Origin of the sequence: Ancylobacter polymorphus (genome assembly GCF_022836935.1) — a bacterium.
Lineage (GTDB): Bacteria > Pseudomonadota > Alphaproteobacteria > Rhizobiales > Xanthobacteraceae > Ancylobacter > Ancylobacter polymorphus_A.
Window position 1 is genome coordinate 1,548,582 of record NZ_CP083239.1, and the last position, 22,717, is coordinate 1,571,298.

At 68.1% G+C, this 22,717-nt stretch carries 22 protein-coding genes; 12 read left to right on the plus strand and 10 right to left on the minus strand.

Annotation, left to right across the window (positions count from 1 at the left end; all coding sequences use genetic code 11):
* Positions 1 to 17 precede the first annotated feature (17 nt).
* From atpD to tenA, 3 genes are all read left to right on the plus strand, one after another.
* Entirely contained in the window at positions 18 to 1,451 is a 1,434-nt protein-coding gene (atpD, locus tag K9D25_RS07250; protein ID WP_244450188.1) for a F0F1 ATP synthase subunit beta, read from the plus strand.
* A 68-nt stretch (positions 1,452 to 1,519) separates the two neighbouring features.
* Positions 1,520 to 1,936, plus strand: coding sequence for a F0F1 ATP synthase subunit epsilon (locus K9D25_RS07255; protein ID WP_244450189.1), 417 nt, complete (start codon positions 1,520 to 1,522; stop codon positions 1,934 to 1,936).
* 90 nt (positions 1,937 to 2,026) lie between these two features.
* On the plus strand, positions 2,027 to 2,716 hold the full coding sequence (tenA, locus tag K9D25_RS07260) for a thiaminase II (RefSeq protein WP_244450190.1): 690 nt from the start codon (positions 2,027 to 2,029) through the stop codon (positions 2,714 to 2,716).
* 54 nt (positions 2,717 to 2,770) lie between these two features.
* Here the strand turns inward: tenA and infA are convergent, their stop codons facing one another.
* On the minus strand, positions 2,771 to 3,052 hold the full coding sequence (infA, locus tag K9D25_RS07265; protein WP_013168254.1) for a translation initiation factor IF-1: 282 nt from the start codon (positions 3,050 to 3,052) through the stop codon (positions 2,771 to 2,773).
* 153 nt (positions 3,053 to 3,205) lie between these two features.
* The gene (locus K9D25_RS07270) at positions 3,206 to 4,639 is read right to left on the minus strand and encodes a DEAD/DEAH box helicase (RefSeq protein ID WP_244450191.1); all 1,434 of its coding nucleotides are present in this window, start codon (positions 4,637 to 4,639) and stop codon (positions 3,206 to 3,208) included.
* Positions 4,640 to 4,932: 293 nt separating this feature from the next.
* Between K9D25_RS07270 and K9D25_RS07275 the strand changes: the two genes are divergently transcribed.
* Together K9D25_RS07275 and K9D25_RS07280 are read left to right on the plus strand one after the other, a co-directional pair.
* Positions 4,933 to 5,661: a class I SAM-dependent methyltransferase gene (locus K9D25_RS07275; RefSeq protein WP_244450192.1), complete on the plus strand. Its 729-nt coding sequence runs from the start codon at positions 4,933 to 4,935 to the stop codon at positions 5,659 to 5,661.
* Between the two features lie 60 nt (positions 5,662 to 5,721).
* Positions 5,722 to 6,588, plus strand: a complete 867-nt coding sequence (locus K9D25_RS07280) for a DUF6236 family protein (protein ID WP_244450193.1) — start codon at positions 5,722 to 5,724, stop codon at positions 6,586 to 6,588.
* A 7-nt stretch (positions 6,589 to 6,595) separates the two neighbouring features.
* Here the strand turns inward: K9D25_RS07280 and metW are convergent, their stop codons facing one another.
* Together metW and metX are read right to left on the minus strand one after the other, a co-directional pair.
* On the minus strand, positions 6,596 to 7,249 hold the full coding sequence (gene metW, locus K9D25_RS07285) for a methionine biosynthesis protein MetW (RefSeq protein WP_244450194.1): 654 nt from the start codon (positions 7,247 to 7,249) through the stop codon (positions 6,596 to 6,598).
* Complete coding sequence (gene metX / locus K9D25_RS07290; RefSeq protein WP_244450195.1) at positions 7,249 to 8,436, minus strand: homoserine O-acetyltransferase MetX; 1,188 nt, start codon at positions 8,434 to 8,436, stop codon at positions 7,249 to 7,251. Before metX ends, metW begins: the two co-directional genes overlap by 1 nt.
* A 133-nt stretch (positions 8,437 to 8,569) precedes the next feature.
* On the opposite strand from metX, the gene K9D25_RS07295 reads away from it, so the two are divergent.
* From K9D25_RS07295 to K9D25_RS07305, 3 genes are all read left to right on the plus strand, one after another.
* Positions 8,570 to 9,502 (plus strand): chorismate mutase, encoded by a 933-nt coding sequence (locus tag K9D25_RS07295; RefSeq protein WP_244450196.1) that lies wholly within the window; start codon positions 8,570 to 8,572, stop codon positions 9,500 to 9,502.
* Between the two features lie 71 nt (positions 9,503 to 9,573).
* Positions 9,574 to 10,698, plus strand: a complete 1,125-nt coding sequence (hisC, locus tag K9D25_RS07300) for a histidinol-phosphate transaminase (protein ID WP_244450197.1) — start codon at positions 9,574 to 9,576, stop codon at positions 10,696 to 10,698.
* Positions 10,688 to 11,623 carry a prephenate/arogenate dehydrogenase family protein gene (locus tag K9D25_RS07305; protein WP_244450198.1) on the plus strand — a complete coding sequence of 312 codons (936 nt, stop codon included), beginning with the start codon at positions 10,688 to 10,690 and terminating at the stop codon, positions 11,621 to 11,623. The genes hisC and K9D25_RS07305 overlap by 11 nt, the downstream gene beginning before the upstream one ends.
* A gap of 20 nt (positions 11,624 to 11,643) precedes the next feature.
* Here the strand turns inward: K9D25_RS07305 and K9D25_RS07310 are convergent, their stop codons facing one another.
* From K9D25_RS07310 to K9D25_RS07320, 3 genes are all read right to left on the minus strand, one after another.
* On the minus strand, positions 11,644 to 12,018 hold the full coding sequence (locus tag K9D25_RS07310) for a VOC family protein (protein ID WP_244450199.1): 375 nt from the start codon (positions 12,016 to 12,018) through the stop codon (positions 11,644 to 11,646).
* Between the two features lie 55 nt (positions 12,019 to 12,073).
* Positions 12,074 to 12,781 carry a helix-turn-helix transcriptional regulator gene (locus K9D25_RS07315; RefSeq protein WP_244450200.1) on the minus strand — a complete coding sequence of 236 codons (708 nt, stop codon included), beginning with the start codon at positions 12,779 to 12,781 and terminating at the stop codon, positions 12,074 to 12,076.
* A 96-nt stretch (positions 12,782 to 12,877) separates the two neighbouring features.
* Positions 12,878 to 14,368 carry a CoA-acylating methylmalonate-semialdehyde dehydrogenase gene (locus K9D25_RS07320; protein ID WP_244450201.1) on the minus strand — a complete coding sequence of 497 codons (1,491 nt, stop codon included), beginning with the start codon at positions 14,366 to 14,368 and terminating at the stop codon, positions 12,878 to 12,880.
* Between the two features lie 116 nt (positions 14,369 to 14,484).
* Between K9D25_RS07320 and K9D25_RS07325 the strand changes: the two genes are divergently transcribed.
* Positions 14,485 to 15,414: a LysR family transcriptional regulator gene (locus K9D25_RS07325; RefSeq protein ID WP_244450202.1), complete on the plus strand. Its 930-nt coding sequence runs from the start codon at positions 14,485 to 14,487 to the stop codon at positions 15,412 to 15,414.
* Positions 15,415 to 15,429: 15 nt separating this feature from the next.
* Here K9D25_RS07325 and K9D25_RS07330 read toward each other — a convergent pair whose 3' ends face one another.
* A complete protein-coding gene (locus K9D25_RS07330; protein WP_244450203.1) occupies positions 15,430 to 15,864 on the minus strand; it encodes a MerR family transcriptional regulator in 435 nt (144 codons plus the stop codon).
* Positions 15,865 to 15,944: 80 nt separating this feature from the next.
* Here K9D25_RS07330 and K9D25_RS07335 point away from each other — a divergent pair, with 80 nt between their 5' ends.
* On the plus strand, positions 15,945 to 18,212 hold the full coding sequence (locus tag K9D25_RS07335) for a heavy metal translocating P-type ATPase (RefSeq protein WP_244450204.1): 2,268 nt from the start codon (positions 15,945 to 15,947) through the stop codon (positions 18,210 to 18,212).
* A gap of 68 nt (positions 18,213 to 18,280) precedes the next feature.
* Here the strand turns inward: K9D25_RS07335 and argH are convergent, their stop codons facing one another.
* Positions 18,281 to 19,663, minus strand: a complete 1,383-nt coding sequence (gene argH, locus K9D25_RS07340; RefSeq protein ID WP_244450205.1) for an argininosuccinate lyase — start codon at positions 19,661 to 19,663, stop codon at positions 18,281 to 18,283.
* Between the two features lie 26 nt (positions 19,664 to 19,689).
* Here argH and tlpA point away from each other — a divergent pair, with 26 nt between their 5' ends.
* Together tlpA and K9D25_RS07350 are read left to right on the plus strand one after the other, a co-directional pair.
* Positions 19,690 to 20,469, plus strand: a complete 780-nt coding sequence (gene tlpA, locus K9D25_RS07345; protein ID WP_244450206.1) for a thiol:disulfide interchange protein TlpA — start codon at positions 19,690 to 19,692, stop codon at positions 20,467 to 20,469.
* Between the two features lie 247 nt (positions 20,470 to 20,716).
* Entirely contained in the window at positions 20,717 to 21,679 is a 963-nt protein-coding gene (locus tag K9D25_RS07350; protein WP_244450207.1) for a DMT family transporter, read from the plus strand.
* 111 nt (positions 21,680 to 21,790) lie between these two features.
* Here K9D25_RS07350 and K9D25_RS07355 read toward each other — a convergent pair whose 3' ends face one another.
* Positions 21,791 to 22,672 carry a 3-hydroxybutyryl-CoA dehydrogenase gene (locus K9D25_RS07355; RefSeq protein WP_244450208.1) on the minus strand — a complete coding sequence of 294 codons (882 nt, stop codon included), beginning with the start codon at positions 22,670 to 22,672 and terminating at the stop codon, positions 21,791 to 21,793.
* Positions 22,673 to 22,717 lie beyond the last annotated feature (45 nt).

Here is a 22,717-nt window from a genome sequence, read left to right on the forward strand (position 1 = left end):
CCGGAAGGACGACGAACATGGCTAATGTCGGACGCATCACGCAGGTCATCGGCGCCGTCGTGGACGTGCAGTTCGAGGATCACCTCCCGGAGATCCTGAACGCGCTGGAGACGACCAATCAGGGCAACCGCCTCGTGCTTGAGGTCGCCCAGCATCTCGGTGAGAACACCGTGCGCACCATCGCCATGGACTCGACCGAAGGTCTGGTCCGCGGCACCGAAGTGAAGGATACGGGCGGCCCGATCTCGGTGCCGGTCGGCGAGGCCTGCCTCGGCCGTATCATGAACGTCATCGGCGAGCCGGTGGACGAAGCCGGTCCGCTTGTCGGCGAGACCACCCGCGGCATTCACCAGCCGGCTCCCTCTTATGCCGAGCAGTCGACCGAGGCGGAAATCCTCGTCACCGGCATTAAGGTCGTGGACCTGCTGGCGCCCTATTCCAAGGGCGGCAAGGTCGGCCTGTTCGGCGGCGCCGGCGTCGGCAAGACCGTGCTCATCATGGAGCTCATCAACAACATCGCCAAGGCGCACGGTGGTTATTCCGTGTTCGCCGGCGTGGGCGAGCGTACCCGCGAGGGTAACGACCTCTACCATGAGATGATCGAGTCCAAGGTGAACGTCGATCCGCACGAGAATGGCGGCTCGTCCTCCGGTTCCAAGTGCGCGCTGGTCTATGGCCAGATGAACGAGCCCCCGGGCGCCCGCGCCCGCGTCGCGCTCACCGGCCTCACCGTCGCCGAGCATTTCCGCGACCAGGGCCAGGACGTGCTGTTCTTCGTCGACAACATCTTCCGCTTTACCCAGGCGGGTTCGGAAGTGTCGGCGCTGCTCGGCCGCATTCCTTCGGCGGTGGGCTATCAGCCGACGCTCGCCACAGACATGGGCGCGCTGCAGGAGCGCATCACCACCACCACCAAGGGCTCGATCACTTCGGTGCAGGCCATTTACGTGCCCGCCGACGACCTGACCGACCCGGCGCCGGCCGCCTCCTTCGCCCATCTCGACGCGACCACCGTTCTGTCGCGCTCGATCGCGGAAAAGGGCATCTATCCGGCGGTGGACCCGCTCGACTCCACCTCGCGCATTCTCTCGCCGCTCGTCATCGGCGAGGAGCATTACAATGTGGCGCGTCAGGTGCAGCAGACGCTGCAGCGCTACAAGTCGCTGCAGGACATCATCGCGATCCTGGGCATGGACGAGCTCTCGGAAGAGGACAAGCTCACCGTCGCCCGCGCCCGCAAGATCGAGCGCTTCCTGTCGCAGCCCTTCCACGTCGCCGAAGTCTTCACCGGCTCGCCCGGCAAGCTCGTCGACCTCGCCGACACCATCAAGGGCTTCAAGGGCCTGGTGGAAGGCAAGTATGATCACCTCCCGGAGCAGGCCTTCTACATGGTCGGCACCATTGAAGAGGCGATCGAGAAGGGCAAGAAGATGGCTGCCGAGGCCGCGTGATCCGCGCGCCCCGGCCGTAACGGCACGGGGCGTCGATCATTGACGCTGACGCATCCCCTGGAGGATCCATGGCCACCTTCCCGTTTGAACTCGTCTCGCCCGAGCGCCTCGTCTATTCCGGCGCGGTGACCGAGGTGATCGTCCCCGGCGCCGAGGGCGAGTTCGGCATCCTTGCCGGCCATGCGCCCTTCGTGTCGACGCTGAAGCCCGGCGTGCTGACGATCAAGGGCGATGGCGGTCCGAAGAAGCTGTTCGTGCGCGGCGGCTTTGCCGAAGCCAATCCGGCCGGGCTCACCGTGCTGGCCGAGACCGCCATCCCGCTCGCCGAGCTGAAGGCGGAAAATCTCGCACAGATGATCCGCGACGCGCAGGAAGATGTCGAGGACGCCCGCGACGAGTCCATTCGGGCCAGCCGCCAGCAGTTCCTCGAACAGCTGAAGTCCGCGGCGGCGGCAATCGAGGCGGACGCCCGCACGTCGCACTGAACCATCCCGTCCGGTTTGCCGCCGGCCATCAGACCAGTATGATCCGGGCCGCTGTCACCAGCGGCCCTTTTCATGTCAGGAGGAAACGCCATGAGCGACGGCTCGACCCTCAGCGCCCATTCCTTCAGCGCGCACGCCTGGGGCCGCAACCTGCCGACCTATGAGGCGATCCGCACCATGCCGTTCAACGCGGCACTGGCGGACGGCACGCTCTCAAGCGAGCGTTTCCGCCATTACATGCTGCAGGACGCGCATTATCTCATCGCCTTCGGCCGGGCGCTGGCCATCGCGGCGGCGAAGGCGGAGGATCCGGACGAACTGGTCCAGTTCGCTGAGGGCGCGAAGGTCGCGGTGGTGGTGGAGCGGTCGCTGCACACGGATTTCTTCGAGAAATTCGGCATCGACGCGGACGAGTTCGCGCGCACGCCGATGTCGCCGGTGTGCCACCACTATTCCAGCTTCCTGATCGCCACCGCCTATGCCGAGCCCTATCCGGTGGTGCTGGCGGCGCTGCTGCCCTGCTTCTGGATTTATGCCGAGGTCGGACGGGACATTCTGGGCCGTGCCGTGCGCCCGAACCCTTACGATGCCTGGATCGACACCTATGCCGGGGAGGAGTTCCACGAGGCGGTGCGGGCGGTGATAGCCACCACCGATCGCGCGGCCCATGGCGCACCGCCGGCCGTGCTCGCGCGCATGCACGCGGCCTATAAGCGGGCCACGGAACTCGAATGGATGTTCTGGGATTCGGCCTGGCGCCTCGCCGACTGGCCGGTCTGACCGGCGGGGCGAGGGGCGCGAGCAGGCGGGCGGCCGGGCGAAACGCCCGGCGCCTCAGCGGCGACGGCCCGGAGGCGGACGGCGCTGGCCGCTGCCGATCGGCGGGGTCGGTCCACCGGTCTTGTGACGGAAATTGATGCGTCCGCGCTCAAGGTCATAAGGCGACATCTCGACGACGACGCGGTCGCCGACGATGGTGCGGATGCGGTTCTTCTTCATCTTGCCCGCCGCATAGGCGAGTATCTCGTGTTCATTGTCGAGCACGACGCGGAAATTGCCGTCGGGCAGAACTTCCGTCACGGTGCCGTCGAACTCGAGCAGTTCCTCTTTCGCCATTAATGGCTCTCCTCGTACAGGCTGCTGCCGGCCTTGCCGCTAGGCCAATACCCTGACGGCCGGCATTTGTCTTGTCCTGATAATGCTGCGCGGCAGCAAACACCAGAGGACCCCGCGCTCCCTTCGGTGCGCGGGGTGTTCGCTCGCTGCCGATCAGGGCGCGGCGTTATAGGCCTTGCGGCGCGGCGGGCGGCGCCCCTCGCGCGGCGGACCCTCGCGGCGGACGCCATCGGTGCGGCCTTCGTGGCGCGGGCCGTCATGGTGCGGCCGGTCATGGCGCGGACCGTCCTTGCGGGCCTCGCCCTCGGGACGGGGCCCACGGTTGAACGGGCGGGCGCCACGCGGGGCGTCACTGCGCGGGCCACGCGGCCCGCGTTCCTCGCGCGCCGGGCGCGGGCCATCGGAGCGGAAGCCTTCCAGGCGCGGCGCGCCTTCGCGGCGGCTTTCGCCGCGGCGGTCGACCGAGGGGATGGTGATCTTGATCAGCCGCTCGATGTCGCGCAGGAAAGCGCGCTCCTCGCCGTCGCACAGCGAAATGGCGATGCCCTCGCGGCCGGCGCGCGCGGTGCGGCCGATGCGATGGACATAGCTTTCCGGCACATTGGGCAGGTCGTAATTGATCACATGGCTGACGCCCGGCACGTCGATGCCGCGCGCGGCGATGTCGGTGGCGACCAGCACCTTGACGACACCCTGGCGGAAGGCCGCGAGCGCCCGCTCACGCTGCGGCTGCGACTTGTTGCCATGGATCGCCTCGGCGGCGATGCCGGCCCCGGCAAGGCCCTTCACCACGCGGTCAGCGCCATGCTTGGTGCGCGAGAACACGAGGGCGCGATCAAGATCGGGCTCGGAGAGCACTTCGACCAGCAGGTTCGGCTTGCCGGCGCGGTCGGTGAAGAACACCTTCTGCTCGATGCGGTCGGCGGTCTTGGCGACCGGCGTCACCGCGACGCGCACCGGATCGGTCAGCAGCGAATCCGCCAGCTTCTCGATCTCGCGCGGCATGGTGGCGGAGAAGAACAGGTTGCGGCGCTTGGCCGGCAGCCGGGCGCAGATGGCGCGAATGGCATGGATGAAGCCCATGTCCAGCATCTGGTCGGCCTCGTCGAGCACGAGCACCTCGACCATGTCGAGCCGGACCGCGTTGTTCTCAAGGAGGTCGACGAGGCGGCCGGGGGTCGCCACCAGCACGTCGACGCCATTGGCGAGCGCGCGGGCCTGGCGGCCGATCGGCACGCCGCCGATGGCGAGCGCGGTGGAGGGGCGCACATGCTTGCCATAGAGGCGGAAGCTCTCAAGGATCTGGCCGGAGAGTTCGCGGGTCGGGCTCAGCACCAGCGCGCGGGCCGAGCGGCGCTCGGGACGGAAGCGGTGGGTGACGAGGTGCTGCAGGATCGGCAGCGCGAAGGCGGCGGTCTTGCCGGTGCCGGTCTGGGCGATGCCGATGAGATCGCGGCCCGCGAGAACCTGCGGCACAGCCTGAATCTGGATCGGGGTGGGCGTGGTGTGGTTGGCTTCCGCGAGGGCCTTCAGGATCGGCTCGGCAAGGCCGAGTTCGTTGAAAGTGGTCAAGTAGCGTTCTTTCATGGGCGATTGCGTCCGCGCGCAGGAGCAGCGCGAACCGCGAATCACGGGGTGTTGAGACACCCCGCGTGGCCTGGGACGTCGGCGATTTCCGATGATGAGGGGCCGAAGACTGCCGCGGCTCAGAAGTGGAGGCGGAAAAGCGGCCAGGAAAACCTGGCCGGATCCGGCTCCCAGCCGAAGCGGACATCGAGCGACGCGGCCCCGATGCGGACGAAGCGACCGCATGCCCCGCCTATGTGGCGCAAAAGGGTGGTGATTTCAAGGCGTCATCGCTCAGGCTATAAGCTTCGGCCATGTATCCTGACGTGGTCGGCCTTCGCAGCTTCTATGCCCAGCCCATCGGCGTGGTGACGCGCCGCCTTGTCGGCCGCGCCATTCGCGCCCGCGCCGGCAACATGCGCGGGCTTTCCGTTCTCGGCATGGGCTATGCCACGCCCTATCTCGGCATGTTCCGCGAGGAATGCGAGCGCGCCCTCGCCTTCATGCCGGGCGCGCAGGGGGTGACGCGCTGGCCCTCGGCGGCGCCGACGCTGGCCGCGCTGGTGGACGAGACCGAACTGCCGCTGCGCGCCGGCATGATTGACCGGGTCATCGCCGTGCATCTTTTGGAGATGACGCCCGATGCCGGCGAGGTTCTGCGCGAGGTGTGGCGGGTGCTGGCGCCGGGCGGGCGGCTGATCTGCGTGGTGCCGAGCCGGCGCGGCGTGTGGGCGCGCACCGAGAACAACCCGTTCGGCCATGGGCGCCCCTTCTCGCGCACCCAGATCACGGATCTGTTGCGCGGCGCGCTGTTCACGCCCGTGGGCTGGGACGAGGCGCTCTATATGCCGCCGGTGCCGCGCAACTGGTTCCTGCGCTCGGCCGTGGCGTGGGAGCGCGTGGGCGCCACGCTGGCGCTGCCCTTTGCCGGCGTGCACGTCGTCGAGGCGACGAAGCAGGTCTACAAGCCGGTCCCCACCAAGCGCCGCGCCCGCCTGACCGTGTTCGAGCCCGTGATGGCGCCGCAGCCGATGGGGGGGTGAAGGGGTACGGGCTTCGACCATGAATGGTATCTTGCGCAAAATCAGTTCTAGGAGTGTCTGATGGGCGAGGCAAAGCGGCGCAGGGCAATCGATCCTAGGCACGGGAAGCCATGGCGTGGCCTGGTTGTGTCGCCTCCCATCGAATCTTCCGGCAATCGACTTCTGATGAAGTCGGGCGCTCTCGATCCGCAGGAGCTTCGATCAAATCTCCTTTTCTGGGACCGACTGGATTTTCCTGAACAGAACATTATTCATATCGGATTGGATAATGACGCTCAGTTTCTGGAAGAAGCAGGGGTGCTACAGAGATCAAAAGTGCTCTTTTCCGGCAGTGGCGACATGGCAGAGATATATAGGAATCTTCATGTCGAAGCCTTTCGTCGGCTTGATCAAGAGAAGCCAGGTCGATGGAGTCTAGCCACCGGAGAGCGCTCTATTTCATTCGGAGATCATGCGCTTCAGCAGGGTAGGGGCGCGCTTGTTCGATTGTATGGCGCGATCCCGGTTCCTGATAAAGATGTTCCTCTTGCAGATATTCTGGAATTCCGACTGCGTCGCAGCGACGAGTTGCTCGCACTCCGAACCCATCTGGAGTCCGTTTATCAGCGTGTTATAAGCGCAGGAGATGGTGAGCTGGCTTGGAATACGGAGGTCGAAGCGCTGCAGCGAGCCATCCAAGATCACATAAAGACTTCAAGAGAGACAAGTTTTCGTCTCCGCCTAGCGGATATAAGCGCCAGCTTGAATTTGCTTCCAATAGGGGCCAGTGCAATTACGGCCTATTCTACTGGGCTGCCTATGGTGCCCTCGCTGGTAGCGGGTGCTATGCTAGGTATCAGTCTGGACGTGGGTGCCGCCCTCAAACGGCATCGGGCGTCTCCAACTCCTTTCCAATATGTCACCTCTTATCATCAAGAGGTCTTTTGATCCCCGCTCACCCCTTCCGCGACAGCAGGAACACCGCCTGTTCGCCGAGCAGGTTCCACACTGCCCAGGGCAGGTTGAAGCGCACCGGGTGGCCATAGCCGTTGAGCGCGGCGGCGCGGTCGATGCGGGCACCCACCTCTTCCACCAGCGCGACGAAGTCGCGGATGGTGCAGAAATGGATGTTGGGCGTGTCGTACCAGCTGTAGGGCAGATTTTCCGTGCTCGGCATCCGCCCGTTCAGCAACAGGTCGAGCCGCATCCGCCAGAAGCCGAAATTGGGGAAGGAGACGATGGCGTGGCTGCCGACCCGTAGCATCTGCTCCAGCACCCATTTCGGCCGGCGCGTCGCCTGGATGGTCTGGGAGAGGATGACATAGTCGAAGGAATTGTCGGGATAGTCGGCGAGGTCGACATCGGCGTCGCCCTGGATGATGGGAAGACCGCGCGCCACGCCGGCATTCACCCCCTCGCGCGACAGCTCGATGCCGCGCGCGTCGCAGCCGCGCGTGGTGGCGAGCAGTTCCAGCAATTCGCCGTCGCCCGAGCCGACATCGAGCACGCGCGAGCCCGGCCGTACCATGTCGGCGATGAGCAGCAGGTCGACACGCTTGCCGGAGGCCGCCCGCGCGGCTTCGCTCATGGTGCGGTCGCGCGCGGTCATCACGTCACTCCCACGGCGCGCGCGGCGGAATCGATGAAACCGCGCGTGATGGCGAAGAATTCCGGCTCGTCGAGCAGGAAGGAATCGTGGCCCTTGTCGCTCTCGATCTCGGCAAAGGAGACCTGGGCGCCCGCCGCGTTAAGCGCGTGGACGATGGCGCGCGAATCCGCCGTGGTGAACAGCCAGTCGGAGGTGAAGGAGACGAGGCAGAAGCGGGTCGTCGTGCCCCGGAAGGCATTGGCCAGGACGCCGCCATACTCCCCGGCGAGGTCGAAATAATCCATGGCGCGGGTGACATAGAGATAGGAATTGGCGTCGAAGCGGTCGACGAAGGCCTCGCCCTGGTGGCGCAGATAGCTCTCCACCTGAAAGTCGGCGTCGAAGGAAAAGGTGTGCCCGTCGCGGTCCTGCAGCCGCCGGCCGAATTTCCGGTGCAGCGAGGAATCCGACATATAGGTGATGTGCGCGGCCATGCGCGCCACAGCGAGGCCACGGCGCGGGCTGGTGCCCTCGGTGAGATAGCGCCCGCCGCGCCATTCCGGATCGGCCATGACAGCTTGGCGACCGACCTCGTGAAAGGCGATGTTCTGTGCCGAATGGCGCGCGGCGGTGGCGATGGGCATGGCGGCGAAGACGCGCTCGGGATAGCTCGCCGCCCATTGCAGAACCTGCATCCCGCCCATGGAGCCGCCGACCACGGCCAGCAACTTCTCGATGCCGAGATGGTCGATGAGCATGGCCTGCGCCCGCACCATGTCGCGAATGGTCACGACCGGCAGGTCAAGCCCATAGGGCTGGCCGGTGGCCGGATTGGTGGAGGAGGGGCCGGTGGTGCCGAGACAGCCACCGAGCACATTTGAGGCGATGACGAAGAAGCGCTCGGTGTCGATCGGCTTGCCCGGCCCGACCAGCGTCTCCCACCAGCCCGGCTTGCCGGTGACGGGGTGGACATTGGCCGCGTGCTGGTCGCCGGACAGCGCGTGGCAGAGCAGGATGGCGTTGGAGCGCGCCGCGTTCAGCGTGCCATAGGTCTGGTAGGCGATCTGGAACGGGGTCAGGACGCCGCCGGCATCGAGGGCGAGCGGCTTGTCGGCGCCGAAGCGTACCACGGCGGAATGCGGATGGTCCGCTTCGCCGCGGGCGGCTTCGTAGGCCGGAAGATCGCGCAGGGCCGTGGTGTCGGACATGGGAACCGTCATACCGGACGAAGAGTTCGTTATACCGGACGATGCGATGATCCCACAGCCGGCACTTGTCAATAGAGCGCTGCGTCAGATTTTGCTTTGCGCGGCGCCCGCGTGAGGTTTACGACAAGCCGCCATGGACATGAAGGCCCACACTCAGGACGCGCCGCAAAGGGCGGTTTCTCCGGCTTCCGACGCCGCCGCGCCGGATCTCGGCAGCCTGCGCGCGGAGATCGACCGCATCGATGCTCAGATGCACGCGCTTTTGATCGAGCGCAGCCAGATCATCGACCGGCTGGTGGCGGTGAAGCGGGCGCAGGGCAGCGAGAGCGGCTCGGCCTTCCGTCCAGCGCGCGAGGCCTCCATGATGCGTCGGCTGGTGGATCGCCATCGCGGGATTCTGCCGCTCGACACGGTCGAGGGCATCTGGCGGGTCATCATCTCCACCTTCACCTATGTGCAGGCGCCTTACGCGGTGCATGCCGATCTCGCCTCGGGCGAGGCGGCGATGCGCGACGCGTCGCGCTTCCATTTCGGCTTCACCGTCCCCTTCATCGGCCATATGGGCGCTTCCGGCGTGGTGGCGGCGGTGGCGCGCTCGCGTGGCGATCTGGGCCTGGTGCCGGCCTTCGCCTCGCCCTCCGCCGGTGCCTGGTGGACGGCGCTGGAAGGCCCCCACACGCCGAAGATCATCGCCCGTCTGCCCTTCGTCGAGCGCGCCGACCACCCCGCCGGCCTGCCGGTGTTCTGCATCGCTCATCCGGTGACGGATGGGGCGGTGACGGAAGTGGAGGCGTGGAGCCTGCATGTTTCCGGCTGGAACGCCCAGGCGGCGCGGGCGCTGGCGCCGCTGGCCGATGTGATCGCCGTGCCCGACCGCGGCCTTGACGGGGCGGCGCTGCTCGCCTCCATTCCGGTCGGCGGGGCGGTCAGCCTCGACACCGTGCTGGCGGCACTACGCGAAAGCGGCGCCTCTGTGCGCGCGGCGGCCCTCGTCGGCAGCCATGCCAGCCGCTATACCCATGCACCGGCGCTCCACGCGCCCGTCACCCACGCGCCGACGGTCTGACCCCGGCGCCTTTCCTCCTCTTCTCGTCGCGATCTCCTTCTTCTCTCGACCGCCTCCCTTGGAGCCCCGTCATGTCGACCGCCCCCCGCCCCAACCGTCCCGTCCCGCGCGCCGGCGTTCTGGCGATCGAGGCCTATGTGCCGGGCAAGTCGCAGGGCGGCCCGGGGGTGAAGGTGCATAAGCTCTCGGCCAATGAGAACCCGCTCGGCCCCAGCCCGAAGGCGGTCGCCGCCTTCCAGTCGGCGAACGCGCTGGAGCTTTATCCCGACGGCTCGTCCACCAAGCTGCGCGAGGCCATCGCCGCGCAATATGGGCTTGATCCCACACGCATCGTCTGCGGCACCGGCTCGGACGAGCTGTTGATGCTGACCGCCGCTGCCTTTGCCGGGCCGGGCGACGAGGTGCTGTATTCCCAGCACGGCTTCCTCGTCTACCGCATCGCCGCGCTGGCGGCAGGGGCGACGCCCGTGGTGGCGCCGGAGAAGGACTACCGCAGCGATGTCGACGCGCTGCTGGCGGCCGTGACCGAGAAGACCCGCGTGGTCTTCCTCGCCAACCCCAACAACCCGACCGGCACCTATCTGCCCTTCGACGAGGTGAAGCGGCTGCAGCGCGGCCTGCCGCCTTATGTGCTGCTGGCGCTCGACGCCGCCTATGCCGAATATGTCCGCCGCAACGATTATGAGGCGGGCATCGAGCTGGTGGCGACCTGCTCGAACGTCGTCATGCTGCGCACCTTCTCCAAGATTTACGGGCTCGCGGCGCTGCGGGTCGGCTGGCTGTACGGGCCGGCCGAGGTCGCGGACGCAATCAACCGCATTCGCGGGGCGTTCAACGTTTCCGCCCCCGGCCTCGCCGCCGCCGTGGCGGCCATCGAGGACACGGTGCATGTCGAGCAGGCGGTGGCGCATAACGAGACTTGGCTCCCCTGGCTGGCGCAGGAACTCACCGCGCTTGGGCTGACCGTGACGCCGAGCGTCACCAATTTCCTGCTGGTGCATTTCCCGCAGACCCCCGGCCGCACGGCGAAGGAGGCGGACGCCTTCCTCAGCCAGCGTGGGCTGATCCTGCGGCGGGTGGACTCCTACGGCCTACCGGACGCGCTGCGCGTGACCATCGGCACCGAGGAGGCAAATCGCTTGCTGGTGGAGGCGCTGAAGGCGTTCATGGGCGGGGAGGCGGGCCATGGTGCTTGACCCGCCGCTGGCGCATCCGCTCATCGGCCGGCTGACCGTCATCGGCATCGGCCTGATCGGCTCGTCCATCCTGCGCGCGGTGAAGGCGCGCGGGCTTGCCGGCACGCTGGTCGCCTATGATGGCGCTGCGGCGGTACGTGATCGCGTCGGTGACCTCGGCATCGCCGACCTCGTCGCCGCGACGCCGGCGCAGGCGGTGGCGGGGGCCGACATCGTCATCCTATGCGTGCCGGTGGGCGCCATGGGGGCGGTGGCGGAGGCGATCGCCCCGCATCTGAGGCCGGGCGCTATCGTCTCCGATGTCGGCTCGGTGAAGGGCGCCGTGGTGAATGCGCTGCGCGCGCATCTGCCGGCCAATGTCCACATCGTGCCCGGCCATCCCGTGGCCGGCACGGAGTATTCCGGCCCGGATGCCGGCTTCGCCACCCTGTTCAAGAATCGCTGGTCGATCCTCACCCCGCCCGAGGGCACGGACCCCGCCGCGGTGGCGGCGCTGTCCGGGCTCTGGACGGCCATGGGCGCCAATGTCGAGACGATGACGCCGGAGCACCATGACCTGGTGCTGGCCATCACCTCGCATGTGCCGCATCTCATCGCCTACAACATCGTCGGCACGGCGGCGGACCTTGAGGCGGTGACGCAGTCCGAGGTGATCAAATACTCGGCCGGCGGCTTCCGCGACTTCACCCGCATCGCCGCTTCCGACCCCACCATGTGGCGCGACGTGTTCCTCAACAACCGCGAGGCGGTGATCGAGGTGCTCGGCCGTTTCACCGAGGATTTGATCGCGCTGCAGCGGGCGATACGCTGGGCGGAGGGCGACAAGCTGTTCGACCTGTTCACCCGCACCCGCGCCATCCGCCGTTCGATCATCGAAATCGGCCAGGAAACCGCCGCGCCGGATTTCGGCCGCTCGCACGACTGAGGCGCGGGGAACGCACGCGCCTACGGCACGTCATTGAGCGCGTAGACCCGCAGCCGGTGGCCGTCGGGATCGAGCGCCACGAAGCTGCGGCCGAAATCGAGATCGGTCGGCGGCAGGGCGATCGCCACGCCCTTCGTCGCCCAGTTCTCATAGGCGGCGTCGACGGCAGCGGGATCGGTGACCTTGAAGCCGATTTCGTTGCCTCCGGCCCGCAGATGCGGCCGCGGCGTCACCCCGTCGCGCTGCCACAGGCCGAGCATCATGCCCGGCGCCAGCGGCAGCAGGGCGAAGGTTGCGCTTTGCTCCACCGGCGCGCGCTCCAGCAGCGCGCCATAGAAGCGGGCGCTGGCGGGTGCGTCGTTCACATAAAGAAGGATATTGCTGGCGTCGGTCATGTCGTCCCCCGAAGAATCGAGGGGTCAGCATAGGCGGCGCTGCTGCCAGTTTATGTCAGCAGGGTTCGGGTCTTTCCGCAGCAGCCGCCTGCTTCGTCAGCTTCCATTGCCGGATGAGTTCCGCCCGTCGCGTGGGGTAACGCGCGTCGAGCACGTCTGCCCGCGAGATGCGGTCGGTGCGGAAGCTGCGGAACGCGCCGCGCAGTTCGCACCAACCGATGAGCAGCCGCACCTGGTCGAAAAAGGCCAGCGCGAAAGGCCAGACGGTGCGCTCGCTCGCTGTGCCGGCCGCGTCGAGATAGGCGAGGGAGAGCTTGCGCTCGGTGCGGATGGCCTTACGCAGCAGCGCCGGGTCGATGGAATCGGCGGGAATGGGGGCGCCCGGCGCCACGAACAGCGCCGAGGCCTCCATCTCGGCCCGCAGCTCCGCCGGCAGCACGGCGCCTATGCGCGCGAGCGCCGACAGTGCCGCCTCGGCCAGCGGGCCATCCGCCCGCCCTGCCACCCAGCGCGAGCCGAGCACCAGCGCCTCGATCTCCTCGGGCGGAAACATCAGCGGCGGCAGCAGGAAGCCCGGGCGCAGCACATAGCCGACCCCGGCCTCGCCCTCAATGGTCGCGCCCTGGGCCTGCAGTGTGGCGATATCACGGTAGAGGGTACGCAGGCTCACGCCGATCTCGTCGGCGAGCACGCGCCCGCTCACCGGCTGGCGGTGGCGGCGCAGGACGTGCAGCAGATCGAACAGGCGCTCGGAGCGGGACATGCGCCGAGACTACTCGCATCCGCCACTGCCTGAAAATGGCAGCAGCGCCGCGCGGGTCTCCCCCGTGCGGCGCTGCCAGTTGCTTTGTGTCATGCGTCAGCCGCTGGTCGGCATGACGAACTGGGCGCCCTCGCGGATGCCGGTCGGCCAGCGGGCGGTGGTGGTCTTCATCTTGGTGTAGAAGCCGACGCCCTCCATGCCATAGACGTTGCGGTCGCCGAACACCGAGCGCTTCCAGCCGCCGAAGGAGTGGAACGCCACCGGCACCGGGATCGGCACATTGATGCCGATCATGCCGGCCTTGGCGTCGCGGTCGAAGGCGCGGGCGGCGTCGCCGTCGCGGGTGAAGATGGCGGCGCCATTGCCATATTCGTGGTCATTGACCAGCTTCAGCGCCTCGTCATAGCGGTCGACGCGCACCACGGAGAGCACCGGGCCGAAGATCTCTTCCTTGTAGATCTTCATGTCCGGCGTCACCTTGTCGAACAGGCAGCCGCCAATGAAATAGCCGTTCTCATAGCCCTGCAGCTTGAGGCCGCGCCCGTCGACCACCAGCTCGGCGCCGGCGGCGACGCCGTCATCGACATAGCCGGAAACCTTGGCGAGGTGTTCCTTGGTGACGAGCGGACCCATCTCGCTCTCGCGGTCGAGGCCGGGGCCGACCTTCAGCGCGCGCACCTTCGGCACCAGCTTTTCCATCAGCGCGTCGCCGACGCCACCGACGGCCACCGCGACCGACACCGCCATGCAGCGCTCGCCGGCCGAGCCGTAGCCCGCTCCCATCAGCGCGTCGACGGTCTTGTCGAGATCGGCGTCGGGCATCACCACCAGGTGGTTCTTGGCGCCGCACAGGGCCTGCGCGCGCTTACCGTGCGCGGCGGCGGTCTTGTAGACATATTCGCCGATGGCGGTGGAGCCGACGAAGCTCACCGCCGCGACATCGGGATGGGTGAGGAGGGCGTCGACCGCCTCCTTGTCGCCCTGCACGACGTTGAACACGCCCGCCGGCAGGCCGGCCTCGGCCAGCAGTTCCGCCAGCATCAGCGAGGGAGTCGGGTCCTTTTCCGAGGGCTTCAGCACGAAGGAATTGCCGCAGGCCAGCGCCACCGGGAACATCCACATCGGCACCATGACGGGGAAGTTGAACGGGGTGATGCCGGCCACCACGCCGACGGGATGGCGGGCGGAGAACACGTCGACGCCGCGCGCCACCTGCTCGGTGAAGTCGCCGCGCATCAGGTGCGGGATGCCGCAGGCGAATTCCACCACCTCGATGCCGCGGGTGACTTCGCCCTTGGCGTCCTCGAACGTCTTGCCATGCTCGCGGGTGATGGCCTCGGCCAGCGCGTCCATGTCGCGCTCAAGCAGCGCCTTGAACTTGAACATGATGCGCGCGCGCGTCAGCGGCGGCGTGTCGGCCCATCCGGGGAACGCGGCGGCAGCGGCGGCGACCGCGTCACCCACCGTGGCGACGGAAGCGAGCAGGGCTTCGCCAGTCTGCGCGCCGGTGGAGGGGTCGAAGACCGGGGAGGTCCGCCCCGCCGTGGTCACCACCTTGCCGCCGATATAATGCCCGATGACCGCCATGGCGATCTCTCCTCTGGTTTTCCTGGCTGCGGTTTTGCTTGTTGAAAGTCGTCACTTCAACGACGATGTTTTCGCATCCGTTGTGCGGCTGCGCACATTGCGATAGGCAGCATGCCATGGATTGGGACCATTTGCGTATCTTCCTCGCCGTGGCGCGTGCCGGCCAGATGCTGGCGGCCGCGCGTCAGCTCGGGCTGGACCACGCCACCGTCGGTCGCCGGCTGGGGGCGCTGGAAGCGAGCCTCGGCTCCAAGCTCCTGGAGCGGCGCACCACGGGGAGCGAACTTACCCCGGCCGGGGAGCGGCTGCTGGCGCATGCCGAGCGCATCGAGACCGAGATGCTGCAGGCGCAGGCCGCGCTGGGCAATGTCGATCTCGCTCTGGCGGGCACGGTGCGGATCGGCGCTCCGGACGGCTTCGGTACCTATTTCCTCGCCCCGCGCCTCGGGCGCCTCGCGGAGGATCATCCGGGTCTGTCGATCCAGCTGGCGCCGTTGCCGCGCAGCTTCTCTCTGCCCAAGCGCGAGGTCGACATCGCGGTCACGCTGCAACGGCCCAGCGAGGGGCGGCTGGTGGCGCGCAAGCTCACCGACTACACGCTCGGGGTCTATGCGGCGCGGGACTATCTCGCCCGCACCGGACCCATAGGGACCCTGCGCGATGTCACCGGGCGGCTGATCGTCACCTATGTGCCCGATCTCGTCTATTCGCCGGCGCTCGACTATTTCGAAGTGTTCCGCGAGGTCGAGGCGCGCCGCCTGGAATGCGCCAGCGTGGTGGGGCAGATGGAGGCGGTGCGGGCCGGAGGCGGCATCGGCATCCTGCACGACTACGCCGCGTTGGCGCATCCCGAGCTGGTGCGGCTGCTGCCGGACCTGAGCTTCCGCCGGTCCTACTGGCTGGTCACCCATGCGGATATCCGCGACCTCCGACGCATCCGCACGGTGGAGGATTTCATCGCCGGCGCGGTGCGCACGGCGCGGGCGGGCTTCACCTGCGAGCCGGTTGCCGCGCCGCAGGACGAGGAAGCGCCGGCGGAGGCCTGAGCCGGCCTTTCCCGGTCAGGCGCCGGCGCGCTGATGGTGGGCGCAGGCGCCGTGATCGGCCAGTATCTCGATCACCCGGCAGGTGGCGACATGGCCATGGGCGCAGCCTTCGACCATGCGCTGGAGTTCGGCCCGCAGCGCGGTGAGGCTGGCGATACGGCGTTCCACGCTGGCGAGATGATCGCGGGCAATGGCATCGGCGGCGGCGCAGGACTGGTCCGGCGCGTCCTGCAAATGCAGCAGCGTGCGGATCGCGTCGATCTCGAAGCCGAGTTCCCGTGCATGGCGGATGAAGGCCAGCCGCCGCAGGTCCTCATCGCCATAGGCGCGCCTTCCCCCGTCGGTGCGCGGCGGGGCGGGGAGGAGACCGATCTCCTCGTAATAGCGGATGGTGGGCACCTTCACGCCGCTTTCGCGCGCCGCGTCGCCAATCGTGTAATGGGCCGTCATTTCCCGCTTGCTCCTCTAGTCACTAGAGGAACTAGGTTGGCTCTGCCGCCGACGCAAGGCGGGACGGAGGAGTGACGCGCATGCTGGCCGAAAAGACCCGTTACCGTATCGAGGGCATGGATTGCGCCTCCTGCGCGATGAAGATCGAGACGGCGGTGCGGCGCGTCGACGGCGTCGCGGATGTCGCGGTCTCGGTGACGGCCGGCACGATGACGGTGGAACACAACGGCGCCGATCTGCCGTTGGTGGAGCGCCGTGTCGCTGGCCTCGGCTACGGCATCGCGCCGCTGGCGGCAGCGGCGGCGGTGCCTTCCGGTCACGCTCACGCTCACGCGCACACGCACGGGCCCGGCTGCGATCACGACCACGCGCATGACCATGAACATGACCACGCGGGTCATGTCCATGCCGCGCCCGCGGACGCTGCCCACGGCGCGTCCAGCCCACCGGCCTCTGGGGGCCATGATCACGCGCATCTGGCGCTGGACGGGCCTTGGTGGACGAGCGGCAAGGCGCGGCTCACGCTTCTCTGCGGCGCGGCGCTGGCGGCGGCCTATGGTCTTGGCCATTTTTTCCCACGCCTCGACCCGTGGATCTTCATCGCCGCGCTGCTGATCGGCCTGGTGCCGATCGCCCGCCGTGCGGTCATGGCCGGGCTTTCCGGCACGCCCTTCTCCATCGAGACGCTGATGACCATCGCCGCCATCGGCGCCGTCACCATCGGCGCGTCGGAAGAGGCGGCGGCGGTGGTGTTTCTCTTTCTCGTCGGCGAGTTGCTGGAGGGTGTCGCTGCCGGCCGCGCCCGCAGTTCCATCCGCGCCCTCACCGCGCTGGTGCCGAAGACCGCACGCCTCGTCGAGGGCGGCGTGACGCGCGAGGTGCCGGCCGAGAGCCTTGGGATCGGCGACGTGATTCTCGTCCGCCCCGGCGAGCGCATTCCCGCCGATGGCGCGGTGCTGGACGGTGCGGGCTCGGTGAACGAGGCGCCGGTGACGGGCGAGAGTGTGCCGGTGGCCAAGCAGGCGGGGGACAGCGTGTTCGCCGGCACGGTGAACGGTGAAGCCGCTCTTACCTTGCGCGCCACCACTGCCCCATCCGACAACACCATCGCCCGCGTCGTGCGTCTCGTCGAGGAAGCGCAGGAGAGCAAGGCACCGACCGAGCGCTTCATCGACCGTTTCGCGCGCTGGTACACGCCGCTGGTCGTCGTCGTCGCCGCGCTGGTGGCCGTAGTGCCGCCGCTCGCCTTCGGCGCGGCGTGGGATGAATGGATTTACAAGGGCTTGGCGCTGCTGCTGATTGGCTGCCCCTGCGCGCTGGTCATTTCCACTCCCGCCGCCATCGCCGCCGGGCTGGCGGTCGGCGCGCGGCGAGGCTTGCTCATCAAGGGCGGCGCGGTGCTGGAGGCACTGCGCACGATCAATGCCGTCGCCTTCGACAAGACCGGCACGCTGACCGGGGGCAAGCCCGCCGTCACCGATCTCATGGCCTTTATCGGGGACGACGCCGGGCTGCTGGCCCGGGCGGCGGCGCTGGAAGCGGGCTCCACCCATCCGCTGGCGAGCGCGATTCTTGCGCAAGCGGCGGCGCGCGGGCTTGCCATCCCGCCCGTGCAGGCGGCGGCGGCGCTGGGCGGCGAGGGTGTGAGCGGCACCGTGGAGGGCGCGGCGCTGTTCCTTGGCTCGCCTAAGGCCGCCGGTGCCCGCGCGGCTCTAACGGCCGAACAGCAAGCGACGATCGACGCACTCAACGCCGCCGGCAAGACGGTGGCGGTGCTCGTCGCGGACGGGCGCGCGCAGGGGCTGATCGCGCTGCGCGACCAGCCGCGCGCCGATGCGCAGGCGGGGGTCGACGCGCTCAGGGCCGAGGGCATCCGCACGCTGATGCTGACCGGCGACAATGAGCGCACCGCGCAGGCGATCGGCGCCGCTCTCGGCATCGAGGTCCGCGCCGGCCTGATGCCGGCCGACAAGCAGCGCATCGTCAACGAGTTGCAGCGCGAGGGGCTGAAGGTCGCCAAGGTTGGCGACGGCATCAATGACGCGCCCGCGCTCGCCGCCGCCAATGTCGGCATCGCTATGGGCGGGGGCACGGATGTGGCGCTGGAAACGGCGGACGCGGCCGTGCTGCACGGCCGGGTCGGCGATGTCGCGGGGATGATCGCTCTGTCGCGCGCGACCATGCGCAACATCCATCAGAACATCACGCTGGCGCTGGGGCTGAAGGCGGTGTTCGTCGTCACCACCCTCGCCGGCATCACCGGCCTGTGGCCGGCCATCCTCGCCGATACCGGCGCCACCGTGCTGGTGACGGCCAATGCCTTGCGATTGCTGGGTCGGAAGGGGTAGCGCGCCGCCTGCCGGTCATCCCGGACGGCTCAAGGCCGATCCGGGATGAGGGCGACTATCTGTAACGCCTACTTCGCCAGCTGCTTCAGCCAGCGCTTGGCCTGGGCGCGGACATTCTTTGGCGCGGTGCCGCCATAGGAAACGCGGCTGGCCACGGATTTCGCCACCGACAGCACGCCGAACACTTCCCCCGTGATGCGGGGCTCCACGCTCTGCATCTCCGCCAGCGTCAGCTTGTGCAGCGGCGCGTTCCTGGCGGAGGCGAGCGCGACGATGCGGCCGGTGACGTGATGCGCCTCGCGGAAGGGCAGGCCGAGCACACGCACCAGCCAGTCCGCGAGGTCGGTGGCGGTGGAATAGCCCGAGCCCGCCGCGGCCTTCATCCGCGTCTCGTCCGGCACCATGTCGCGCACCATGCCGGCCGTGGCGGCGATCATCAGCGACAGGGTGGAAAACGCATCGAAGGCGCCTTCCTTGTCTTCCTGCATGTCCTTGGCATAGGCCAGCGCCAAGCCCTTCATCACCATCAGCAAGCCATTGAAAGCACCGGCGATTCGCCCGATCTTGGCGCGCACCAGCTCGGCCGCGTCGGGGTTGCGCTTCTGCGGCATGATGGAGGAGCCGGAGGTGAAGCGGTCGGAGAGCTTCATCAGCCCCACCAGCGGCGAGGTCCAGATCACGATCTCCTCGGCGAAGCGGGAGAGGTGCATCGCCGCGATGGACGCGGCCGCCAGCGTCTCCAGCACGAAGTCGCGGTCGGAGACGGAATCGAGCGAATTCGCCGTCGGCCGGTCGAAGCCGAGGGCGGCTGCGGTGGCGAAGCGGTCGATGGGGAAGGAGGTGCCGGCCAGCGCGGCGGCCCCTAACGGGCACTCGTTGAGCCGGGCGCGGGCGTCGCGCAGCCGGCCGCGATCACGGCCCAGCATCTCGACATAGGCGAGAAGATGGTGGCCGAAGGTCACGGGCTGGGCGGTCTGCAAATGGGTGAAGCCCGGCATGACCGTGCCGGAATGGATCAGCGCCTTCTCCACAAGTGCCTGCTGGAGATCGCGAATCTGCCCGTCCAGCGTATCGATCGTGTCGCGCACATAGAGCCGGAAATCCGTCGCCACCTGGTCGTTGCGCGAACGGGCGGTGTGGAGGCGGCCGGCGGCGGGGCCGAGCAATGTGGCGAGGCGCGATTCCACGTTCATATGGATGTCTTCCAGCGCCCGCTGGAAGGTGAAATCGCCCGCTTCGATCTCTGACAGGATCGTGTCTAGACCCGCCGCGATCTTTTCGGCATCAGCCTTGTCGATGATCCCCTGGGCCGCCAGCATCGAGGCATGCGCCTTCGAACCCGCGATATCCTGCGCGTACAGGCGCTGGTCGAAACCGATGGAGGCGTTTATCTCCTCCATGATCGCGTCGGGTCCGGTCTCGAACCGGCCGCCCCACATCTTGTTGCTCATGCTCACTTTTCTCCGCGAGGACGGCCATGACCGAACGACCTGAGGACGCCGCTGCACCGGCGGGCGGGGTTCCGCCGCGCCGCACGGGCCGCTTCGCCCTCATGCTGGCGGCCGCGCTGGTGCTGGGCGCCATTGTCGGGCTGGCAGGCGTATACGGGATTGGGGGCGGGGCGCGCAACGCCGTTGCCACCGGGCCCGCCGCGCCGGCGCCGGTCGTCGTGGCCGATGAGGCCGGTGAGGTGGATAGTGAGTGCAGTGTGGCCAGTGCGGCCGGCAAAAGGCTGGCCACGTTCGCCACCGGCGAACTCGCCGCCTTCGCCCCGACTGAAAAGCCGACCCGCATCCCCGATCTCGCCTTCCTTGATCCCGAGGGCAAGCCGACCCGGTTGTCGCAGGTCGGCGGCGACGGTTTGAGGCTCGTCAACATCTGGGCCACCTGGTGCGTGCCCTGCCGCAAGGAGATGCCGGCGCTCGACCAGCTGCAGGGCGAACTCGGCGCCAAGGGCGCCGGAGGTCAGCCGGGCTTCGAGGTCATCACCGTGAACATCGACACGCGCGACGCCGCCAAGCCGAAGGCCTTCTTCGAAGAGACGGGGCTCAAGCATCTCGCGCTCTATACCGATCCCAAGGCGCAGGCGTTCCAGGATCTGCGCGTGGTCGGGCGCGGCTTCGGCCTGCCCACCACCATGCTGATCGACGCGAAGGGCTGCGAGCTCGGCCACATCGCCGGCCCGGCGGAATGGGCGAGCCCGGACGCGGTGGCGCTGGTGAAGGCGGCGCTGGCGGAGACGGGCAAGGCCCCCTAGGACGCCTCCGCCGGAGGCTCCGTCATGCTGAGTTGCCGGCCGCAGGCCGGCCTCGAAGCCCGCAGGGCCGGGCCGCTGTCCCGCCGGGCCTGGGGGTGGCAGCCTTCTGCGTCCTTCGAGGCCCGGCGGTGCCGGGCGCCTCAGGATGACGGGCCGGGCGCATAGGCCGGCCGTCTTCGCGTCGAAACCGGGTGGCGCGCCGCCCGAGGAAGGGCTAAAAGGCCGCACCCCCTTGCAGGAGCGTGCCATGTCCGCGTCGAGCCCCGTCCACCGCACCGGGCTCGCCACGACCATCGCCGGCCCGCTGCCGATGGCGCCTTCCGACTGGGCGGCGCTGGCGCTGCTCGGGGTGATCTGGGGCGGTTCCTTCTTCTTCGGCAAGGTGGCGATCGCCGAGATTCCCCCGCTCACCATGGTGCTCACCCGCGTCGCCATCGGCGCGCTGGCGCTGTGGATCATTGCCCGGGCGCGCGGCATCCATCTGCCGCTGAACCGGCGGCTGGCGGGCGAGTTCCTGCTGCTGGCGGTGATCGCCAACATCATTCCGTTCGGGCTGATCGCCTGGTCGCAGCAGCATCTGCCGAGCGGGCTGTCCTCCATCCTCAATGCGGCGACGCCGCTGTTCACCGTGCTGGTGGCGCAGGCCTTCACCCATGACGAGAAGTTCACGCTCGGCAAGCTGATCGGGGTGAGCCTCGGCTTTGTCGGCGTCGCGGTCATGATGGGGCCGGCGCTGCTCGGCCAGCTTGGCGGGCACGAATTGCCGGCGCAGCTCGCCGCCATCGGCGCGACGGTGTCCTATGGCTTCGCGGCGGTGTATTCCCGGCGCTTCCGGCATCTGCCGCCGCTCGGCATCGCCATGGCGCAGCTGGCGACCTCCAGCCTGCTGCTGCTGCCGGCGGTGGCGCTCATCGACCGGCCGTGGAACCTGCCGGCGCCCTCAACGCCGGTTATCGGCGCGCTGCTCGGCCTCGGCGTGCTCTCCACCGGCCTCGCCTATATCCTGTATTTCCGCATCGTCGGCCGCAACGGGGCGACCAATATCTCGCTGGTGACGTTCCTGGTGCCGGTGAGTGCCATATTGCTCGGCGCGCTGGTGCTGGGCGAGGCGCTGGAGCCGCGCGAATTCGCCGGCTTCGCCATCATCGCGCTGGGGCTGGCGGCGATCGACGGAAGGCCGGCGCGGTGGGTGCGGGGGAAGATGGGCTAGGGGGCCGCACCCGTCTGCGTCCTTCGAGGCCCGGCTTTGCCGGGCACCTAAGGATGACGGGGGCTAGGCGGGCGGGACCGGTCTCATTCAGCGTAACGGCGTGCCCCGCCTCTACCGGGTCGGCACCGGCTTTTCGCCGCGATAGTCGTAGAAGCCGCGCTGGGTCTTGCGGCCCAGCCAGCCGGCTTCGACATATTTCACCAGCAGCGGGCAGGGGCGGTATTTGGAATCGGCCAGCCCCTCATGCAGCACCTGCATGATGGAGAGGCACGTATCCAGCCCGATGAAGTCGGCCAGCTGCAGCGGGCCCATCGGGTGGTTGGCGCCCAGCCGCATGGCGGTGTCGATGGCGTCCACCGAGCCGACGCCCTCATAGAGCGTGTAGATCGCCTCGTTGATCATCGGCAGCAGGATGCGGTTGACCATGAAGGCGGGGAAATCCTCCGCCACCGCATAGGTCTTGCCCAGCCGGGTGATGAAGGCCTTGGAGAGTTCGAAGGTCTCGTCCTCGGTGGCGATGCCGCGCACCAGCTCCACCAGCTGCATCAGCGGCACCGGATTCATGAAATGAATGCCGATGAAGCGCTCCGGCCGGTCGGTGGAGGCGGCCAGCCGGGTGATGGAGATGGAGGAGGTGTTGGTGGCGAGGATCGCCTCCGGCTTCAGGAACGGACAGATGGAAGAGAAGATGCGGCGCTTGATCTCTTCCTTCTCCACCGCCGCCTCGATGACGAGGTCGACCTCGGCGAGGTCGGGGGCCTGATCGGTGCCGTGGATGCGGGCGAGCGCCGCCTTCTTCTCGTCCTCGCCATAGAGGCCCTTGGCCACCTGGCGCGACATGTTGCCATTGATGGTGGCGAGGCCGGACTTGATGCGGTCGGCCTCAAGGTCGTTCAGCACGACATCATAGCCGGCGAGCGCGCACACATGCGCGATGCCGTTGCCCATCTGGCCGGCGCCGATAATGCCGATACGCTTGATCTCGAAAGCCATTGCTGCGTCCGTTCTGCCCCTGCGGAGGCGGCAGTATAGTGTCCC

What these genes read in the sequence shown, in the direction of transcription:
- atpD (WP_244450188.1), top strand. Translation starts at nt 18, where the DNA reads ATGGCTAATGTCGGACGCATCACGCAGGTCATCGGCGCCGTCGTGGAC.
- K9D25_RS07255 (WP_244450189.1), top strand. Translation starts at nt 1,520, where the DNA reads ATGGCCACCTTCCCGTTTGAACTCGTCTCGCCCGAGCGCCTCGTCTAT.
- tenA (WP_244450190.1), top strand. Translation starts at nt 2,027, where the DNA reads ATGAGCGACGGCTCGACCCTCAGCGCCCATTCCTTCAGCGCGCACGCC.
- infA (WP_013168254.1), bottom strand. Translation starts at nt 3,052, where the DNA reads ATGGCGAAAGAGGAACTGCTCGAGTTCGACGGCACCGTGACGGAAGTT.
- K9D25_RS07270 (WP_244450191.1), bottom strand. Translation starts at nt 4,639, where the DNA reads ATGAAAGAACGCTACTTGACCACTTTCAACGAACTCGGCCTTGCCGAG.
- K9D25_RS07275 (WP_244450192.1), top strand. Translation starts at nt 4,933, where the DNA reads ATGTATCCTGACGTGGTCGGCCTTCGCAGCTTCTATGCCCAGCCCATC.
- K9D25_RS07280 (WP_244450193.1), top strand. Translation starts at nt 5,722, where the DNA reads ATGGGCGAGGCAAAGCGGCGCAGGGCAATCGATCCTAGGCACGGGAAG.
- metW (WP_244450194.1), bottom strand. Translation starts at nt 7,249, where the DNA reads ATGACCGCGCGCGACCGCACCATGAGCGAAGCCGCGCGGGCGGCCTCC.
- metX (WP_244450195.1), bottom strand. Translation starts at nt 8,436, where the DNA reads ATGTCCGACACCACGGCCCTGCGCGATCTTCCGGCCTACGAAGCCGCC.
- K9D25_RS07295 (WP_244450196.1), top strand. Translation starts at nt 8,570, where the DNA reads ATGGACATGAAGGCCCACACTCAGGACGCGCCGCAAAGGGCGGTTTCT.
- hisC (WP_244450197.1), top strand. Translation starts at nt 9,574, where the DNA reads ATGTCGACCGCCCCCCGCCCCAACCGTCCCGTCCCGCGCGCCGGCGTT.
- K9D25_RS07305 (WP_244450198.1), top strand. Translation starts at nt 10,688, where the DNA reads ATGGTGCTTGACCCGCCGCTGGCGCATCCGCTCATCGGCCGGCTGACC.
- K9D25_RS07310 (WP_244450199.1), bottom strand. Translation starts at nt 12,018, where the DNA reads ATGACCGACGCCAGCAATATCCTTCTTTATGTGAACGACGCACCCGCC.
- K9D25_RS07315 (WP_244450200.1), bottom strand. Translation starts at nt 12,781, where the DNA reads ATGTCCCGCTCCGAGCGCCTGTTCGATCTGCTGCACGTCCTGCGCCGC.
- K9D25_RS07320 (WP_244450201.1), bottom strand. Translation starts at nt 14,368, where the DNA reads ATGGCGGTCATCGGGCATTATATCGGCGGCAAGGTGGTGACCACGGCG.
- K9D25_RS07325 (WP_244450202.1), top strand. Translation starts at nt 14,485, where the DNA reads ATGGATTGGGACCATTTGCGTATCTTCCTCGCCGTGGCGCGTGCCGGC.
- K9D25_RS07330 (WP_244450203.1), bottom strand. Translation starts at nt 15,864, where the DNA reads ATGACGGCCCATTACACGATTGGCGACGCGGCGCGCGAAAGCGGCGTG.
- K9D25_RS07335 (WP_244450204.1), top strand. Translation starts at nt 15,945, where the DNA reads ATGCTGGCCGAAAAGACCCGTTACCGTATCGAGGGCATGGATTGCGCC.
- argH (WP_244450205.1), bottom strand. Translation starts at nt 19,663, where the DNA reads ATGAGCAACAAGATGTGGGGCGGCCGGTTCGAGACCGGACCCGACGCG.
- tlpA (WP_244450206.1), top strand. Translation starts at nt 19,690, where the DNA reads ATGACCGAACGACCTGAGGACGCCGCTGCACCGGCGGGCGGGGTTCCG.
- K9D25_RS07350 (WP_244450207.1), top strand. Translation starts at nt 20,717, where the DNA reads ATGTCCGCGTCGAGCCCCGTCCACCGCACCGGGCTCGCCACGACCATC.
- K9D25_RS07355 (WP_244450208.1), bottom strand. Translation starts at nt 22,672, where the DNA reads ATGGCTTTCGAGATCAAGCGTATCGGCATTATCGGCGCCGGCCAGATG.